The organism is Paraflavitalea sp., from assembly GCF_059502485.1.
The window spans coordinates 2,487,959-2,504,546 of sequence record NZ_JCACET010000010.1 but is presented as its reverse complement, the minus strand read 5'-3'; the positions used below and the strand labels follow the sequence as shown (position 1 = coordinate 2,504,546).

Annotated in this window: 21 protein-coding genes; 4 read left to right on the top strand and 17 right to left on the bottom strand. The window is 47.1% G+C overall.

Annotated features, from left to right (window positions below):
- Positions 1–17: 17 nt before the first annotated feature.
- Positions 18–1,847 carry a M61 family metallopeptidase gene (locus tag AC5JBY_RS27160; RefSeq protein ID WP_495907821.1) on the bottom strand — a complete coding sequence of 610 codons (1,830 nt, stop codon included), beginning with the start codon at positions 1,845–1,847 and terminating at the stop codon, positions 18–20.
- An 83-nt stretch (positions 1,848–1,930) separates the two neighbouring features.
- On the opposite strand from AC5JBY_RS27160, the gene AC5JBY_RS27155 reads away from it, so the two are divergent.
- On the top strand, positions 1,931–2,407 hold the full coding sequence (locus AC5JBY_RS27155; protein WP_495907820.1) for a nucleoside deaminase: 477 nt from the start codon (positions 1,931–1,933) through the stop codon (positions 2,405–2,407).
- Here the strand turns inward: AC5JBY_RS27155 and AC5JBY_RS27150 are convergent.
- Both AC5JBY_RS27150 and AC5JBY_RS27145 read right to left on the bottom strand, forming a co-directional pair.
- Positions 2,404–2,769: a hypothetical protein gene (locus AC5JBY_RS27150; protein ID WP_495907819.1), complete on the bottom strand. Its 366-nt coding sequence runs from the start codon at positions 2,767–2,769 to the stop codon at positions 2,404–2,406. The genes AC5JBY_RS27155 and AC5JBY_RS27150 overlap by 4 nt on opposite strands.
- Before the next feature lie 31 nt (positions 2,770–2,800).
- A complete protein-coding gene (locus AC5JBY_RS27145; protein ID WP_495907818.1) occupies positions 2,801–3,370 on the bottom strand; it encodes an RNA polymerase sigma factor in 570 nt (189 codons plus the stop codon).
- A gap of 177 nt (positions 3,371–3,547) precedes the next feature.
- Here AC5JBY_RS27145 and AC5JBY_RS27140 point away from each other — a divergent pair, with 177 nt between their 5' ends.
- On the top strand, positions 3,548–4,321 hold the full coding sequence (locus AC5JBY_RS27140) for a C40 family peptidase (RefSeq protein WP_495907817.1): 774 nt from the start codon (positions 3,548–3,550) through the stop codon (positions 4,319–4,321).
- Between the two features lie 132 nt (positions 4,322–4,453).
- Here the strand turns inward: AC5JBY_RS27140 and AC5JBY_RS27135 are convergent, their stop codons facing one another.
- From AC5JBY_RS27135 to AC5JBY_RS27125, 3 genes are all read right to left on the bottom strand, one after another.
- On the bottom strand, positions 4,454–5,014 hold the full coding sequence (locus tag AC5JBY_RS27135; protein ID WP_495907816.1) for an inorganic diphosphatase: 561 nt from the start codon (positions 5,012–5,014) through the stop codon (positions 4,454–4,456).
- A 118-nt stretch (positions 5,015–5,132) separates the two neighbouring features.
- Positions 5,133–5,534 (bottom strand): hypothetical protein, encoded by a 402-nt coding sequence (locus AC5JBY_RS27130; RefSeq protein WP_495907815.1) that lies wholly within the window; start codon positions 5,532–5,534, stop codon positions 5,133–5,135.
- Between the two features lie 428 nt (positions 5,535–5,962).
- The gene (locus AC5JBY_RS27125; RefSeq protein ID WP_495907814.1) at positions 5,963–6,997 is read right to left on the bottom strand and encodes a PhoH family protein; all 1,035 of its coding nucleotides are present in this window, start codon (positions 6,995–6,997) and stop codon (positions 5,963–5,965) included.
- A 303-nt stretch (positions 6,998–7,300) separates the two neighbouring features.
- Between AC5JBY_RS27125 and AC5JBY_RS27120 the strand changes: the two genes are divergently transcribed.
- On the top strand, positions 7,301–7,705 hold the full coding sequence (locus tag AC5JBY_RS27120) for a winged helix-turn-helix transcriptional regulator (RefSeq protein WP_495907813.1): 405 nt from the start codon (positions 7,301–7,303) through the stop codon (positions 7,703–7,705).
- Between the two features lie 10 nt (positions 7,706–7,715).
- Here the strand turns inward: AC5JBY_RS27120 and AC5JBY_RS27115 are convergent, their stop codons facing one another.
- The 4 genes from AC5JBY_RS27115 to ahcY form a co-directional block, all read right to left on the bottom strand.
- On the bottom strand, positions 7,716–8,456 hold the full coding sequence (locus tag AC5JBY_RS27115; RefSeq protein ID WP_495907812.1) for an EcsC family protein: 741 nt from the start codon (positions 8,454–8,456) through the stop codon (positions 7,716–7,718).
- Positions 8,457–8,674: 218 nt separating this feature from the next.
- A complete protein-coding gene (locus AC5JBY_RS27110; RefSeq protein ID WP_495907811.1) occupies positions 8,675–9,184 on the bottom strand; it encodes a YdeI/OmpD-associated family protein in 510 nt (169 codons plus the stop codon).
- An 81-nt stretch (positions 9,185–9,265) separates the two neighbouring features.
- Positions 9,266–9,535: a hypothetical protein gene (locus AC5JBY_RS27105; protein ID WP_495907810.1), complete on the bottom strand. Its 270-nt coding sequence runs from the start codon at positions 9,533–9,535 to the stop codon at positions 9,266–9,268.
- A 272-nt stretch (positions 9,536–9,807) separates the two neighbouring features.
- Positions 9,808–11,133 carry an adenosylhomocysteinase gene (ahcY, locus tag AC5JBY_RS27100; RefSeq protein WP_495907809.1) on the bottom strand — a complete coding sequence of 442 codons (1,326 nt, stop codon included), beginning with the start codon at positions 11,131–11,133 and terminating at the stop codon, positions 9,808–9,810.
- Between the two features lie 212 nt (positions 11,134–11,345).
- On the opposite strand from ahcY, the gene AC5JBY_RS27095 reads away from it, so the two are divergent.
- Complete coding sequence (locus AC5JBY_RS27095; RefSeq protein ID WP_495907808.1) at positions 11,346–11,648, top strand: hypothetical protein; 303 nt, start codon at positions 11,346–11,348, stop codon at positions 11,646–11,648.
- Positions 11,649–11,652: 4 nt separating this feature from the next.
- Here the strand turns inward: AC5JBY_RS27095 and AC5JBY_RS27090 are convergent, their stop codons facing one another.
- From AC5JBY_RS27090 to AC5JBY_RS27060, 7 genes are all read right to left on the bottom strand, one after another.
- Positions 11,653–12,063 carry an RrF2 family transcriptional regulator gene (locus AC5JBY_RS27090; protein WP_495907807.1) on the bottom strand — a complete coding sequence of 137 codons (411 nt, stop codon included), beginning with the start codon at positions 12,061–12,063 and terminating at the stop codon, positions 11,653–11,655.
- A 59-nt stretch (positions 12,064–12,122) separates the two neighbouring features.
- Positions 12,123–12,344, bottom strand: coding sequence for a response regulator transcription factor (locus tag AC5JBY_RS27085; protein WP_495907806.1), 222 nt, complete (start codon positions 12,342–12,344; stop codon positions 12,123–12,125).
- Positions 12,345–12,586: 242 nt separating this feature from the next.
- Entirely contained in the window at positions 12,587–13,303 is a 717-nt protein-coding gene (dapB, locus tag AC5JBY_RS27080) for a 4-hydroxy-tetrahydrodipicolinate reductase (RefSeq protein WP_495907805.1), read from the bottom strand.
- A 63-nt stretch (positions 13,304–13,366) separates the two neighbouring features.
- Positions 13,367–14,071, bottom strand: a complete 705-nt coding sequence (locus tag AC5JBY_RS27075) for a DUF5683 domain-containing protein (RefSeq protein WP_495907804.1) — start codon at positions 14,069–14,071, stop codon at positions 13,367–13,369.
- 11 nt (positions 14,072–14,082) lie between these two features.
- The gene (locus AC5JBY_RS27070; RefSeq protein WP_495907803.1) at positions 14,083–15,006 is read right to left on the bottom strand and encodes a ParB/RepB/Spo0J family partition protein; all 924 of its coding nucleotides are present in this window, start codon (positions 15,004–15,006) and stop codon (positions 14,083–14,085) included.
- Positions 15,007–15,022: 16 nt separating this feature from the next.
- On the bottom strand, positions 15,023–15,823 hold the full coding sequence (locus tag AC5JBY_RS27065) for a ParA family protein (protein WP_167289921.1): 801 nt from the start codon (positions 15,821–15,823) through the stop codon (positions 15,023–15,025).
- Between the two features lie 78 nt (positions 15,824–15,901).
- Complete coding sequence (locus tag AC5JBY_RS27060) at positions 15,902–16,585, bottom strand: metal-dependent hydrolase (RefSeq protein WP_495907802.1); 684 nt, start codon at positions 16,583–16,585, stop codon at positions 15,902–15,904.
- Positions 16,586–16,588 lie beyond the last annotated feature (3 nt).

Here is a 16,588-nt window from a genome sequence, read left to right as displayed (position 1 = left end):
TTGGGATATTAGAATTCTTATCGTTTGATTTGGCTGCCGAACCAGCTTTTGCGGAAGGCCAGCATTTCGGCTGTGGGTGTTTGTCCTTCTTTTTCGAAAGTGGTAATGCTGTAGCTTGGGTTGCCTGCTAATGTGAGGGTGGCGGTTTTCTTTTCTCCACGGTGCAGGTACTCTACTTGTATTGCGTCTCCGGGTTTATGTTCTTTCAGGATGGGCTCTATTTCATTGGCCTTTTTCACTGGTTTTCCATCGAGGGTTAGCAGTTGGTCATCTACGTCCAGGCCTGCGATATAGAGGGGTGTGCCTATTACTGTATTGGAGGCAATGGTAAGGTTTGTGCCTTCTCTGAATTGTACGCTGCCCATCCAGGCTTTGGTTTCGTTGGCTTTCTTCAATACCAATCCTGCTTTTTCCAACAATGGTTTGTAATTAAAGGACTCGTGGCCGGTGATGTATTTGCTGAAGAAGTCTTCTGCAAACTTTTTGTCGCCGGTCAGTTCTGCCAGTACGTCTTGCAAGCCGGGGATGGTATAGGCTACTTCTGTTTTGCCGAACTTTTTCCAGAGGGCTGTCATGTAGCTGTCCATCGTGAGGTTGCTAAAGCGGGTGCGCAGCTCAAGCTCCAGCGCCAATGCTATTGCCCCTCCGTAGGGGTAATAGGAGGTGTACATGTTGATGTAGTTGCTTTTGTCGATGGCTACGCCTGCATCTACAAAGACTGCATGGCGGCTCATTTCTGCGGGGGAATATCTTTTTGCGCCTGCAGTGTTTTCTTTCGTGTTGATCAGTCCGGCGAGGGCAGGCAGGTAGTCGTCTACTGATTGGTAGCCTGTGCGGGTGATCAACAGGTCGCCATAGTATTGGGTGAATCCTTCTGCGCACCAGAGCTCGTTGCTCATGTTGCTTTTTTCGAAGTTGAATGGTTCCAGTGTTTTGGGACGGATGCGTTCTACGTTCCAGCAGTGGAAGAACTCGTGTGAGAATACATCGAGCAGGTAGTTGTTGCCATCGAAGTTGGCGGGAATGGAGATCATGGTCGAGTTGCGGTGCTCCATGCCGTCGCCTTTCACCCAGGGGTTGATGCTGGCTATGAAGGTGTAGGTACCATAGTCGTAAGCGGGCACCTCTCCGTAGATGGCTTGTGCTTCTTCGGTGATGTTTTGCACTTTACGAGCAAAGGATGTTGCGAGGGTATCGCTGGTCTTTGCTTCGAGGGCCAGCTTGAAGTTGTATGTCTTTCCGTTGGCGTTCTTTATGGTCCACTCTTTCCAGATGAGGTCGCCTATTTTGGTGGGGCTGTCCATGAAGTATTGGAGTCCGGGTGCGGTAAAGAGGGTGGGATTGTCTGCTACTGGTTTCAGCTGGGTGGCAATGGTCCAGTTCTTTCCTGCAGGGATCTCGAATTTTATGTCGATGGGGGCTTTTTCCATTCCTTTCACCCACATGAATACGGCGGGCATGTTGAAGTGTACGCTGGACTCGTCTATGCCTGCGTAGGTGCCGTCGGGGTGGTTAGCGTATATGGTATATTCTACGCGCACGTAGCCGTCCTGGCGGGGTACATCGTACACGTCTCCGTCGATGCGGTTGATGGTGAGGGGCTTGCCGGCACGGTCGAAGGCTTTTACGTCGTAGATGTTTTTTCCAAATTCGTGTGTGGCATAGCGGCCTGGTGAGGAGCGGCTCATGCGGAAGGTGGCGTTTCTCGTAGGTGTTTCGGTGGCTATCACCGTGATCTTAGCTTCATGGTGTACGATGTTGGGGAAGGTTACGATGTAGCTTATTTTTTGTGCCATCGTAACGGTGGCGGCTATCAGGCCGCACGTAATGATCAGGAGTTTCTTCATTTTCGGGATTTGTGACGTCAAGTTAGTTAATGGGCCAATATGGCCTTCCGGATTTTGTATTTTAGCGGTCAAATTAAGCTGTTATGACGGAACGTGAGTTGCATTTTATGCAGGCGGCTATCGACCTGGCGCGTCAGGGAATGAATTCCGGGCAGGGTGGCCCCTTTGGGTGTGTGATCGTTAAGGCGGATGTTATTGTGGGGAAGGGTTGTAATGCTGTTACTTCAACGAATGATCCTACTGCTCATGCTGAAGTGGTGGCTATTCGCGATGCCTGTACCAACCTGAAGACTCACCAGCTTACGGGCTGTGTGTTGTATACTTCCTGCGAGCCTTGCCCGATGTGTATGGGTGCTATTTACTGGGCGCGGCCGGATAAGGTTTTCTTTGGGGGTACCCGGTTTGATGCTGCTTTTGCCGGGTTTGATGATTCGTTTATTTATGAGGAGCTTACTGTACCGATGGAAGACAGAAGGATTCCTATTGTGAATGGCGGGAGGGAAGAGGCGGTTAAGTTGTTTGAGGAATGGATGCGGAAGGAGGATAAGGTGAGGTATTAGGGTTGGTGTTGTACCTTTTTGATGACGATGTAGGCGAGGATGATCAGGATCAGTATGAGGAATATGGCGAGGTAGGTCCAGGGTTGTTCCTGGATCTTGCGGCGTTCGCGGCGTTGTTTTTTGGTCTTTATGTATTGGTTGAGTTCTTTGTTGAGCTGGTCTACGTAGTTGTTGATGTCTTTTTTGGCAGTGAAATCCTGCAGACCTTCCATGGCTTCGTTGTCGAAGTCATTGTCGACCATCCAACGTTCTACTTCATGTTTTTCCTGCTCCGACAGTTTGCCGGCCAGGTAGTCCATCAGCTTCTGGTTGTCGATGTCTTTGTTACTGTTTGATAATATGTTCAACAGGTCACGGTTCATGTTGTCTCTGTGTCGTTCTGTATTTGTTTGTTTAGCGATTGAGTTTTTTGTCCAATAATATTTTAAGGTTCCTTTTTCCGTTTTGTATATAGCTTTTCACCTGCATCATGGAGAAGCCTGTTATTTCGGCTATTTCCTGATAAGAGCGTTTTTCCAGGTAGAACAAAGTTACGCACTGTTTCTGCTCTTTGTTGAGTTCCTGCAGGCTTTCGTCCATTAATTCCAATTGTCTATCTTTCTCAAGATGGGTGTTCATGCCTTCTTCTGCTTCGGCAGGTGTAACGGCCATCTGTTCTTTGATCTCTGTTTGGCGTCCGGGTTTATCGCGTAGTTTCATGAGGCAATGGTTTTTTGCCACCATGTAGAGCCAGGACTTAAAGTATTCTACGCGGTATTTGTGCAGTTCGGTAATGGCTTTGAGGAAGATCTGTTGTACGCTGTCTTTGGACTCTTCTTCATTTTTCAGGTATTTCATGCACACGCCTAATAGCAGCAGGGTATACCGTTGTAGTAAAATGCCTAACCAATGGTTGTTGTGATCGCTGTAGAAGCGTTCCAACAGTTGCTGGTCGGTTATATGTGCATACTGGTCATGTTTCACCGGGCGAAAATTAACTCTTTTCTTTTTGTGAGATGCAGAGAGCCGGTTTTTCCATAAAACTTAGCAGATTAATTAGTTAACAAGTTGATAAGTTAATAGGTTGATAAGGTGAGATAACGCGGGGGTGCACTTTTTTCGTATCTCTTTTTGTTTCTTTGTTTAAAATTTGGAGTTCCTATGTCCTTTGTCGTTTGTTGTGTTCCTGTAAGCCCGATGCGGGTTGAATCGAGCCATAAGAGTGAAATGAGCAGCCAGCTTTTGCTGGGTGAGGCAGGTGAGTTGCTGGAGGAGTCTGAAAACTTTATCAAGTTGCGTTGTTTGCATGATGGGTATGAGGGTTGGTGTCAACGCAGCCAGCTGGCTATCGTAGATGTTTTGCCCGGGGATTTGAATAATGGTTTGTATATCGGTGACTGGACTGATAAGGTGCTGATCAATGGTGTTGCGGCATGGGTGCCTATGGGTGCTCCTGTTTTAGCGCCTGCCAAAGATGTGATCCAGGCTGGTCCTTACAAGTTTCAGTATACTACCGGGAGCGCCTGGCAGGCAGTTGGTGCGGTACCTTCGGCAGAAGCTATCAAGGCAAGGGCTGAACGCTTTTTGAATACGCCGTATTTGTGGGGTGGCCGGTCTGTGTTTGGCATTGACTGTAGTGGTTTTTGTCAGATTGTGTTCCGGTTTTTCAATATCCGCTTGTTGCGGGATGCTTATCTGCAGGCTACGCAGGGTGAGAGTATCGGTTTCTTGCAGGAGGTGAAATGTGGCGACCTTGCTTTTTTTGATAATGCTGAGGGGCGCATTGTGCATGTGGGCATTTTGTTGAATGAATCGGAGATCATTCATGCTTCGGGTAAGGTGAGGATCGACAGGATCGATAATGCCGGGATCGTTAATTCGGATACGGGGGAAAGGACGCACCAGTTGAGGATTATCAAGAGGTTGATAGGTTAATAGGTTGACAAGTTGATAGGGAAAAGAAAGAGCCGCATTTTTGATGCGGCTCTTTTATTAGTTGCCAGTTTATTGTTATTGTCGCTTTACTATTGTCGCGTTCTTGTTGCAACGTCGCTGTTGCGTGTGTTCTTACTTTTGGAGGAGCTTGGGGCTGAAGTGTTCTTTGTAGGTGTTGATGGCGTCCTGCACTACTTTTAAGGCCATGGACTTGTCGCCGAACTCTTCTACTACTACGGTTTTGTTCTCCAGCTTTTTGTATTCTTCGAAGAAGTGACGGAGTTCTTCAAAGAAGTGACGGGGTAATTCTTCGATGTTGTTGTAGTGGTTAACGCCGGGGTCGTTGGCTGCTACTGCGATGATCTTGTCATCTGCGTCGCCGCTGTCCACCATCTGCATTACGCCTACTACTTTGGCTTCCATCAAGCAAAGTGCCTGTACGGGGAGTGACGTGATCACCAGGATGTCCAGGGGATCTTTGTCATCGCCATAGGTTTGGGGGATGAACCCATAGTTACAGGGGTAATAGAAGGATGAGTATATTACGCGGTCGAGCTTGAGTAACCCGCTATCCTTGTCTATTTCGTATTTAGCTCTCGAGCCCTGCGGGATCTCTATTACTGCATTTACAATGCGGGGGGCATTTGCACCATACGGCACTCCATGCCAGGGATGAGAAATTGTCGTGGTCATGCTGATATACTATTAATGTGATTCAATGTGCTGGTGTATATGTAAATCAGGCATTGCAATCGTTGGGGGTGTACGTTTGTTTAAGCCGATTACACAAACGGCCTAACATGGGTTGTTATTACATTTTGATCACGGATTTGAGATCTACCAACCATTCGTTGTTGACTTTTATGATGCGGATGGTGGTGGTATCGGTCGTATGAAATGAATTGTGGTATTTATAGGTGGTCGTCGAATCGTTTATTGGTGTGATCGCTATTGGATTGATGTTGGCATCGGCAAAGGAGCGTTTGTCTTCTTTGCTCAACTGCTGGTAGTTTATTTGTTGTTTTCTGAGGAGGGTAAGGTTGTCGTCGTCCTTGAGGAGGTAGAACTTCGCTTTTTCATAGTTGCCGTCCAGGGAGGCGCGGATAAACTGGCGGCCAGCGTCCTGGGCATCTTCTGCTTTGTAATAGTCGCTGCTGCCTCCGCAGGCGGCCAATATTACGGTCATGGCAATGATTGTGAGATATTTAATCATACCGCAAAAGTAAAGGTTTCCGTCTGAACGAAGATTTCGGGGATTTTAAGGATTGGGGGAGGTTGATGGGTTGATAAGTTGAAAAGGGGAGTACAAGTAGGGGCACAAGTACCCAGCGCGGCGGGGCCGGGCAGCATACTTGCGCCGTATTCGATTGGAAGATGGTTGAAGTGTTGATAAGTTGATGGTTTGAAAGGGCTTACGATAGGTGATTGGTAGGGGCAAAGGATAGGGGCGTGGACAGATGTCCCCCGAGCCAGGTATAGGCGGGGTTAAGGACAGGTACAGGGCAGATGGGGGGCAAAGTCTCTATAAGGTCTCTATAAACTCTCTGTAATGTCTCTGAAAGGTCTCTGTAAACCTGCCTGGCAAAAAAATAAAAAAAGCCCTCCGCAATGGGAGGGCTTCGTTGTTTGAACTGGTATGTTTTACCCTTCTGTGTTGGGTTTTTCGTCTCTTTGATGGCGGTTTCCTCTCCAGTTGCCGGGTGTGTACTCGGGTGGTGGATTTTCTTTGTGGTCGCGGTCGTAGGCCTTGATGATGGCTTTTACGAGGCGGTGACGTACTACGTCTTCCTCATCGAGCTCGATATGGGCGATGCCGTCGATGTTGCGGAGGATGCGTACGGCTTTTTCGAGGCCGCTTTTCTGGTTTTTCGGCAGGTCGACCTGTGTCATATCGCCCGTAATGATGGCTTTGGCGTTGGCGCCGATACGGGTGAGGAACATTTTGATCTGCAGGTCGGTGGCGTTCTGGGCCTCATCGAGGATGATGAAGGCGTTGTCGAGGGTACGTCCACGCATGTAGGCGAGGGGCGCGATCTCGATGACGCGGGTGCTCATGTAATAGCCCAGTTTGTCGGCCGGGATCATATCGTCCAGGGCGTCATACAATGGACGCAGGTACGGGTCGATCTTTTCTTTCAGGTCGCCGGGCAGGAATCCGAGGCTTTCACCTGCTTCTACTGCGGGACGTGTAAGGATGATCTTCTTGACCATTTTGTTTTTTAATGCTCTTACTGCCAATGCTACGGCGGTGTAGGTTTTACCTGTACCGGCCGGTCCGATGGCAAAAACGATGTCGTTTTTCTCGGCTTCGTGGACCATTTTTTTCTGGTTCAACGTCCGGGCGCGCACTGTTTTTCCGTTGGGGCCAAATACGAGGACATCATTGGGGTTTCGCTCAATGAAGTTGTCAACGGCTTCTGCATCATCTCCGCCGAGTATTTGCTCAAAATAGTTCTGGCTCATGTGCCCATTGCGCTGGAGGTATTGAATGATGAGGTCAATCTTCTCTTTTGCAGTGTCTATTTGTTCGGGCAGCCCACTTAATTTGAGTTGTGTACCACGGGAAAGAATTTTCAGTAGTGGGAATTTCTTTTTGAGCAGGTCTAACTTACCGTTGTTTACACCGAAAAACTCTATAGGGTTTACGGCGTCGAGGCTGATGATAGTTTCTGTCAATTCACTTCAGTTTAAGTTCACAAAAGTGTACCGATTCGTGTCGATACTTCTAACCCTTCCAGTTATTCCAAATATAATTTTTGGAACTGCATCTAAACAAAGTTACTTATTAACAAGATGTGGAAAATGGCTGTTTAGTTGCTTCTTGAAGTTACTTCTTTTGTGTGTCAATTTTTCTCTTTTGTGCTTTACCTTTTTGTAAATGTTTTTAAACTTTTTGGCGCTGTGTTTGTTGGTATCTTTTAGTAACTCGTTAACTGTTGGAAAGCGAGTTTCTTATAACTACCTACCAAATTTTGTGTTATGGCTACAAATATTACTACCGCTGCTACTACTGAAACTGAATTTGTCGCAACCGGAAAGCGTAAAGTGAGCAGTCCGGAATGTAAACAGCATATTCAGCCTGTTCATGATGCGCTCGATATTTTGCATGGTAAATGGAAGTTGTTGATCCTGATGTCGCTGGGTGAAGGCCCTATGCGGTTTAAGGAAATTCAACGTGAAGTGGAGGGTATTACTGCGAAAATGCTTTCGAAGGAGTTGAAGGACCTGGAAATGAATGAGCTGGTTCAGCGCACTGTGTATGACACTATTCCTGTGGCTGTAGAATATTCCAGAACGGCATATGGGGCCAGTTTGAAAAAGGTGATCGATGAGTTGCATTCCTGGGGTTTGCAGCACCGGAAGCGCTTAATGAGAAGGAATTAGCTTTTAGGTGTTAGCGGTTAGCTAAATCCTGTTTTTCTTCGAAGTAGCGCATGCGGTATGCCATCATGGCGGTGTGGCCCAGTTTGCGAATGAGGCGGTAATTGACGATGGCACCTACAGGGGCGCCTATTATTGGGATGAGTTGGGCCATTTTGGCCAGATCGATGTAGTCGCGGTATTCCTGCTGGAAGGTGCGCCAGTCGAATGCATGTATGTCTTCGGGTAGTTTGTGTTTTTGTGAATCCCAATGTTCCATTTTGAGGTATATTTCTCGTCTTTGTTGCTGGCTTGAAAAGGCGAGCTGAAAGATGTAGAGTATGTATATTCTTTCTTTGTAGTCTTCTACGTTGTGTCCATACTGGCTGGCAATATCGAATAGTAATTTTAGTTTAATGCCTATCAGGATCGGGAAATCTGCCAGTCCCAATAATAATCCACCTGCGCCTGTGATGCCGCCTTCTGCTGCAGCGGTGTTGCGGTAGATAGTGATCTTCTCTTCGATGGTTGTCTCGCGGTCGGCGAGTGTTCCTTCTTTTATTATTGTTGGTGTGGTGATCTTTGCGCCGAAGAGGACAGCGCGTATCATTTGTTTGATGGTAGCGGTAATGGCCTGGTGTACTTTTTCCGGGATGATGTTATTGATCTTCGTTTGTACGCGTCTGGTAACCCGGCTGAACAGGGTGGGTTTGCGCAGCATCTGGTGCTGCCATTTTTTGAGGTCTGTCTGAATATTTTGTTCGTAGCTGTTCATGTTACAATCTACTTCCAAAAGTGTGCCCTGACAAATTGGGCTAAAGCCCAAAGGCAAAGAATTTTTGTTACCCCCGTCCTAAAGGACGGGGCAATTCCCTTCGAGGCGGATATCCCATTAATACGATATCCCTTTGAGGCGATATCCTTTTGATACAGTATTCTTTTGATGGGAATGGTTGAAGGAAACCACAAACTACAGTGCTAAGGTCTCCTACGCTAAAGCTCCGGCGACCGAAGGCTGCGGATGAGTTCGCCGTAATTCATTTTTTGGGTGAGGCCGTTGACGGCCTGGGCGATGCGATTGGTTTTGGTGGCTTCTGTTTTAGCGCTTTCTATCCATTTGCTGAAGTAGGCCTGGTGTGATGGGGCAAGGGTTTTGAAGAAGGTGAGTGCTTGTGGCTCGTCCGAAAGGCATTCCATGAGTTCGGGATTCAGCTGCAGGGGTGCTTTATCTTCCTGTAGTTGTACCTGCAGCATGGCGCCTTTGCGTTTTTTAATGCCTTTGCGCATGTCGGCATTGATGGGCAGGATGTAGCTGCCTCCACCATGTGGTAACAGGGCTACTGCTTTGATAGGATGCTTATCGAGTTTTCCTTTTACGCGGAAGCTTTTTTTCCACCCTAGTTTTATTTGTTCTGCTATATCGGGTGTAATGTGGATGTATGTCCAACCGGTTTTGTCTCCCTGTTCGGCAAATTGCAGTATGGTGGTGGTGAATTGAACCATTAGTAAGTTACGCGATAGACGTCAAAGGTTAAACGTCAAACGATTGCTTACTGCAATATACTTACCGAACCGGAGAATGTATTACATGTTGTTGAGTTCTTCTTCGATCTGGTCGTGGAACTGTGCTTCGGTGTCGATGATCCAACGGGGAAGTGATTGTGGCTGGATTTTCCAGGCGCCATCTTCTTTTTGCATGCGGAAGAGGATGCGGTTACCGCGATCATCTACTACATCTACGGTAAAAATACCTTCATTGACACCGCCGAGTTTTCTGAAGTTAAACTCTCTGAGACGGCCTTCTACTTTCAGCAGTTTGGTGAACTGTATATTTTTAACGAATTGGATGCGCATAATGCTTCTATTACTTTTTGTGTTATCAATTCTCATGCTACACTTTGTCAAAGCCTTCTTAATAAACTACAAAAGTTTTGCACAGAAGGAATAACGGTTAGCTGTTGGCCTTACTAAGGCTTTCAAAAGGCTTAAGGTAAATCTGAGGGGTAGAGTTGTTTCTGCGGTGGATATGGGTGTATGTTGCAAAGGTACGTATTATATCCTAATAATAAACCCCAGACTGACGGGCAGCCTGGGGTTTGTATGTTTGGCCTTTTGGGGGCGCTTGTTTAGTACCTGTAGTGCTCGGGCTTGAATGGACCAGCCTGGGGAATACCGAGGTAATCGGCTTGTGCAGGGGTCAGTTCATCCAGTTCCACACCAATTTTCTTCAGGTGCAGGCGGGCTACTTTCTCATCGAGGAACTTAGGCAGTACGTATACTTTGTTCTCGTACTTGTCTGTATTGGTCCACAGTTCGAGTTGGGCCAGTGTTTGGTTGGTGAAGGAGTTACTCATCACGAAGCTGGGGTGACCTGTTCCGCAACCGAGGTTAACGAGACGGCCTTCAGCGAGGATGATGATGTCTTTTCCATCTACATTGTAGATATCAACCTGTGGCTTGATGGTATCTTTTGTATGACCGTAGTTGGTATTCATCCAAGCCATGTCGATTTCGATATCGAAGTGACCGATGTTACAAACGATGGTCTTGTCTTTCATTGCACGGAAGTGCTTTTCTGTGATCAGGTCGCGGCAACCAGATGCTGTTACAACGATATCAGCTTCTTTTACTGCGTCGATCATTTTCTTTACTTCAAAGCCGTCCATAGCTGCCTGAAGAGCGCAGATAGGATCGATCTCTGTTACGATAACGCGGCAACCAGCACCTGCCAGTGAAGCGGCAGAGCCTTTACCTACGTCGCCGTAGCTTCCTACAACAGCAATTTTACCAGCCAGCATTACGTCTGTAGCGCGGCGGATAGAATCTACGAGTGATTCTTTACATCCGTATTTGTTGTCGAATTTGCTCTTTGTTACTGAGTCGTTTACGTTGAAGGCGGGGATAGGCAGGGTGCCTTTTGCCATTCTTTCGTAGAGGCGGTGTACGCCGGTAGTTGTTTCTTCGCTCAATCCCTTGATGTGCTGTACCAGCTCGGGGTATTTGTCGAATACTATGTTGGTGAGGTCGCCACCGTCATCGAGGATCATGTTCAGGGGACGGTCTGCACCACCAAAGAACAGTGTTTGCTCGATACACCAGTCGGCTTCTTCGAGGGTTTGGCCTTTCCAGGCGTAAACTCCGATACCAGCGGCTGCGATAGCGGCAGCGGCGTGGTCCTGGGTAGAGAAGATATTGCAGGAGCTCCATTTTACCTCAGCGCCAAGGGCTATGAGGGTTTCGATGAGCACGGCTGTTTGGATGGTCATGTGTAAGCAGCCAGCTACACGGGCACCTTTCAGCGGCTGTGAAGGTCCGTATTCTGCACGCAGTGACATTAAGCCAGGCATTTCAGCTTCTGCCAGACGAATTTCTTTACGGCCCCATTCAGCCAAGCTGATATCTTTTACCTTATAGGGTAAGGAGAAATCAATGTTTTTTGAGATAGTTGACATATTTTAATTATTTCGCTGGCAAAGCTACAATTTAGGGTTGTAATGGCAAAGGAAGGGGGGCCAAGTTTATAGGTTTATAGGTTAATAAGTTGACAAGGGAGTGGCTGGTAAGTGGGTAGTGTTGTAGGTTTTATGGTTCTTGTTGGTGATAATACGGTGTTAACAGGGGGTAGGGGGAATGTTGTTTATCTTTAGGTTATTAATTTTTTGTCATGCATACTTATGATACAGTCTCTGAGGCAGTGAATGGCCTCCGGCAGCGGGGTTATGGTATTGATTTTAACCGGGAATTTGATTGTATTACCTGCCAGACGAAGGCTTTATCGTTGGAGCCACATGAGTTTGAAATTACTGAGGTTCATCGTTTTGAGGGAAATTCGGACCCTGCAGACGAGGCCGTAGTGTATGCCATCGAGTCGAAGCACGGGGAGAAGGGTATCCTGGTGGATGGTTTCGGGCCCAGTTCCGAAACAGCCAGCGAGGCGATGATCGGGAAGCTGGCTGTACGGTATTAGGGTATTAATGTTTGGATATATCGGCGACTGTCTTTTTCTCCAATAGTTTGAGGGTCACATCGCGCACCTGTATCATGCTATCGTGCAGGCCGCATTGTTTTTCGTCGCAATTCTTGCAACGTTCATAGAAATAAAGGCTTACACAGGGTAGCATGGCTATGGGGCCATCTATCAGGCGCATGATCTTTGCCATGGTGACTTCTTTGGGGGACATTTTGAAGAAGTAGCCTCCTCCTTTGCCTTTTTTACTGTCGAGGATGCCGTCTTTTTTCAATTCCAGCAGGATATTTTCCAGAAACTTTAATGGAATCTTCTTCTTTTTGGCTATTTCCGCAATGAGTACCGGCTGATTGTCTTTTTTTTCAGCCATGTACATCAATGCTTTAAATGCATATTGGGCTTTTTTGGAAAGCATGTGACGTATTTGATTTGGCGCGAGAAGTTAGAATAATTTTTTGAATGGCCAAGCTTTCTTTATACGAGCTTGTGTTCATATATGTATTTGATCAGCCCAATTACATTATTGGTCCGGGTTTTCCGGAGTATGTTCTTGCGGTGTGTTTCTACGGTCCGCTCGCTGATGCCTAACTCTCCTGCTATTTGTTTATTACTGTATTCCCGTTCGATAAGGCGTATTACTTCCAGTTCTCTATAGGTAAGGGGCGTACTTTCGGTAGCCTGAAGTTGCTTTTTCATACTATCAGATTGTTTTCAGTTGACAAAGGTTAATGGTTAGCCGGCACATGTACCGGATATCAAGTTAATGTTTAGATGTTACAAATGACTGTAAGGTTGCCTGAAGCGGCACTATAAAAAGGAAGTAGGTTACTTATCCCTGGATGAAAGGCCGGGAGGTTGCCTGAATGTTGCTGCGCGAAAAATTACATCAAATTGTTCAATGGACTGGTATAAAGCTTTGTGAATTTAGTTGCCTTATATCAAATTCCCAATACATCGCTCATGGTGTAGATCCCTTTCTTATAATGCAAATACTCTGCCGCCAATACTGCGCCGGTGGCAAAGCCTGTGCGGTTGTGGGCGGTGTGTTTGATCTCGATATCGTCTATTTCGGATTTATAGGTGATGATATGGGTGCCGGGGGCGGGGTCGATCCGCTCGCTGGTGATCACGAGGTCCTGGGTGAGGTTGCTTGGGTTGTTGACCCATTGCTTTTTCTGCTCGTTCTTATCGAGTATCTGTTCTGCCAGTGTGATGGCGGTGCCACTCGGTGCGTCTTTCTTTTCTGTGTGGTGCACTTCTGTCATTGACACATTGTATTCTTTATGGGGGGCCATCAGTTCGGCCAGTCTTTTATTGATGGCGAAGAAGATGTTGACGCCTACGCTGAAGTTGCTGGCATAGAGCAGGGCTCCTTTGTGGGCGAGGCAGGTGTTTTTGGCTTCTTCGTAGCGTGTCAACCAACCTGTAGATCCACAAACTACGGGTACGCCGGCTTCTATGCACCGTATTACATTTTCGAATGCGCTTTCGGGGCCTGTGAATTCTATGGCTACATCGGCCTTACGGATGTTGTCGATAGTATTGTCTTCGAGGTTTTCTATGCCTACTTTGAGTACTATTTCATGTCCGCGTTGGATGGCTATTTGTTCTATGGCCTTTCCCATTTTTCCGTATCCGATGAGCGCTATTTTCATGTTTGAAAGAATATAGTATTCAGCATCCAGTATTCTGAATCCAGAATAAATACAAGGTTAATTTTAGCGGAGCGAAGATATTGTTTTTGGACGATTGTTACCGATGGTGAGTGCAAAACTCAACCCAGGTACATTGCTAATGCTGGGTATATTGCCCGGTAGCAGTGTCGGCTTTATGCGGAGTGTGAGGTCGTCGCTTACATCAAAGTCTTTGAGGTGGGCATCTACTGTAGCGTCTACTACATTGAGGCCCCAGAGGACGAGGCCAAAGAGGATGGCGTAGTCTCTGTTGCGGCGAAATTCGTTGCGGTAGTTGATGAGTGCATTTACGCTGCGCGATTTTACCAGTGGCGCGAGTTCGGGATCAACCTGATCGAGGAATATGGGCAGGGTTGTTCCTGCATCTGCCACTTTCACGGCAAAGCTTGTTCGCCGGTACCATTCCTGGTTGTAATAGACGAGCCAGCCTGGTATTCCCACTGCTGCAACGGCGAGGGGTATTTTCCAGTATTTTTTGTTGTATGCCTGTCCCCAGCCTGGTATGATGGCAGACCGGAGGGCTGCTTTGCGGGGACTGTGTTTAGGCTTTACTATGCTGTCTTTGAGTTTCGTGGTGTCGATCTTCGCAGGAATTTTTTCTACCACTTTGCCTGTATTATCGCTAATGACCAATGTTGGTTTTGCAGGAATAGTATCCTTCGGCTGCTGCGATATGGCCAGCAGCGGCATAGCGATGATGACGACAATAACAAAAAAATCTCTGATCATGTAAATGATACTTAGTTGGCAGAGACACCAATTGCATCCAGTATTTTGTTCAGATCCTGGATAGAGTAATACTCAATGGAAATGCTTCCGTGTCCTGTTTTGTTGTGGTTGAGTTTTACTTTGGTGCTGAAATGCGAAGCTAAATTATCTTCAATTTTCTTGTAAGCCGGTGGCAATGTGGCTTTTACCGAATTTTTAACAGTGCCCGCTGTCTTGTAGAGTCTGCGTACAAGCTCTTCTGTTTGTCTTACAGAAAGGCCTTTGCTTTTGATCTCATTGTAGATGAAGAGTTGTTTGTCTACTGTATCTACGTTGATGATGGCGCGTGCGTGGCCCATGCTGATGATGCCGGTACGTACGGCTACCTGAATATCGGGTGGTAATTTGAGGAGGCGGATGTAGTTGGCTACTGTGCTTCTTTCTTTGCCCATGCGTTCTGCTACCTGTTCCTGTGTTTGGCTCAGTTCTTCCATCATGCGTTTGTAGCTAAGGGCGATCTCCATAGCGTTGAGGTCTTCGCGTTGGAGATTTTCGAGCAGTGCCAGTTCAAGCAATTGCTGGTCGTTGGCCTGGCGAATGTATGCCGGCACGTCTGTAAGACCTGCCAGTTTGGATGCTCTCCAGCGGCGTTCGCCGGATATGAGTCTGTATTTTCCGTTGGGAAGTGTCGATACGGTGATGGGCTGCACGAGGTCGTGCATTTTGATAGAGGCTGCCAATTCGTTCAATGCCTGTTCGTCGAAATCGCGGCGTGGTTGTTTTGGATTGGGCTCTATATTCTCTACCGGTATGCGCTGTATGGTTGTTACCTGCTCTACCACCTGTGCCTTGAGGCTGTTACCGGCTGTGTTCTTCAGGTCGGAATCGATGCTCTGCAAAAGGGAGCGGATGCCTTTTCCCAGTAACTCTTTATTGTTGCTCTTTTCTTTTGACATTGTTTATCTTTTTGAGCTATTCTAATATTCTCTCTTCCTGTTTTATTTTGGTCATGTCGTTTTTCTGCAGGATCTCTTTGGCCAGGTTGAGGTAGTTCATGGCTCCTTTGCTTTGCCCGTCGTACAGTATTACGGGTTTACCTACGCTGGGTGCTTCGCTGATACGGCTATTGCGGTGTATGATGGTATTGAATACCATTTCATCGAAGTGTTTGCGTACTTCATTTACGACCTGGTTGCACAGGCGGAGGCGGCCATCGTACATCGTCATGAGGATGCCTTCGATCATCAATTCGGTATTGAGCCTGGTTTGTACGATTTTAATGGTATTGAGCAGTTTGCCTAATCCTTCGAGGGCGAAGAATTCTGTTTGTACAGGAACGATGACAGAGTCGGCGGCTACAAGTGCATTGACTGTAATAAGGCCTAATGAAGGGGAGCAATCGATGATGACGAAATCGTAATCATTTTTTACTGGCTCCAGGATGCCTTTGAGTACACCTTCCCGGTTGGGATAGTTGATCATTTCAATTTCGGCTCCTACGAGGTCAATGTGGGATGGTATGACATCGAGATTGGGTACATCTGATTTCAGGATAACGTCTTTGGCCAGTGTTCCATTGACCATGCAATCGTACAGGCTTTGCTGTATGTTGTGCAGGTCGAAGCCTACTCCGGTGGTGCTGTTTGCCTGTGGATCGGCATCTACCAGGAGGGTCCTGAATTCCAGTACTGCCAGGCTGGCTGCTACGTTAATAGCTGAGGTAGTTTTTCCTACTCCGCCTTTTTGATTGGCTACTCCAATTACTCGCGCCATGCTTATTGTTATAATGTTGTTTTTGTGTTTCAGAGACTGGTAACGGCTCTTGCTTTTTGCTTCGCTACGAAACGTTTTTTACAGTTCTATAGTATCGCCGATGTTTACCAGTTTCAATGCTGCGCCTGCCGCTGCGAATGTTTGTACGGCCTGCTGGTGATCTATTTTGATGTAGCCAAAGGTATCGTAATGCACGCCTACTACTGTTTTACAATTTACCATGCGCGCGCATTCGGCTGCATCGGCAGCATCCATCGTAAAGTTGTCACCAATCGGTAAGACCGCAAAATTTAGTTTTGCCCAACGGGGTATTAACTGCATATCCATTGTGAGTGCCGTGTCGCCGCTATAGTAAAAATTTCCTTCATCTGTATAGATGATGAAGCCCATGGGGTTGCCGCCATAGCTTCCATCGGGCAGGCCAGAGGAGTGTTGTGCCACGACGCATTTAACGGTGAATTCGCCAAAGTTCCATTTTCCGCCGGTATTCATCTGGTGAACGTTGGTGATGTCCTGTTTGATGAGCCATTCGCCGGTTTCCCAGCTGCAGACGACCTGGGCGTTGGTGCGGGCAGCTATGCGCACGCAATCGGCCACATGGTCTACATGGCCATGGGACAGGAGGATGTAGTCGGCTGGTATCTGGTCTACATCTACTATATTATTAGCCAGTTCATTGTAGGTAATGAAGGGATCGAACAACAGTTTCTTACCTTTGACGATCACAGAAAAACAGGAATGGCCGTAGTAGGTTAATTTCATAAT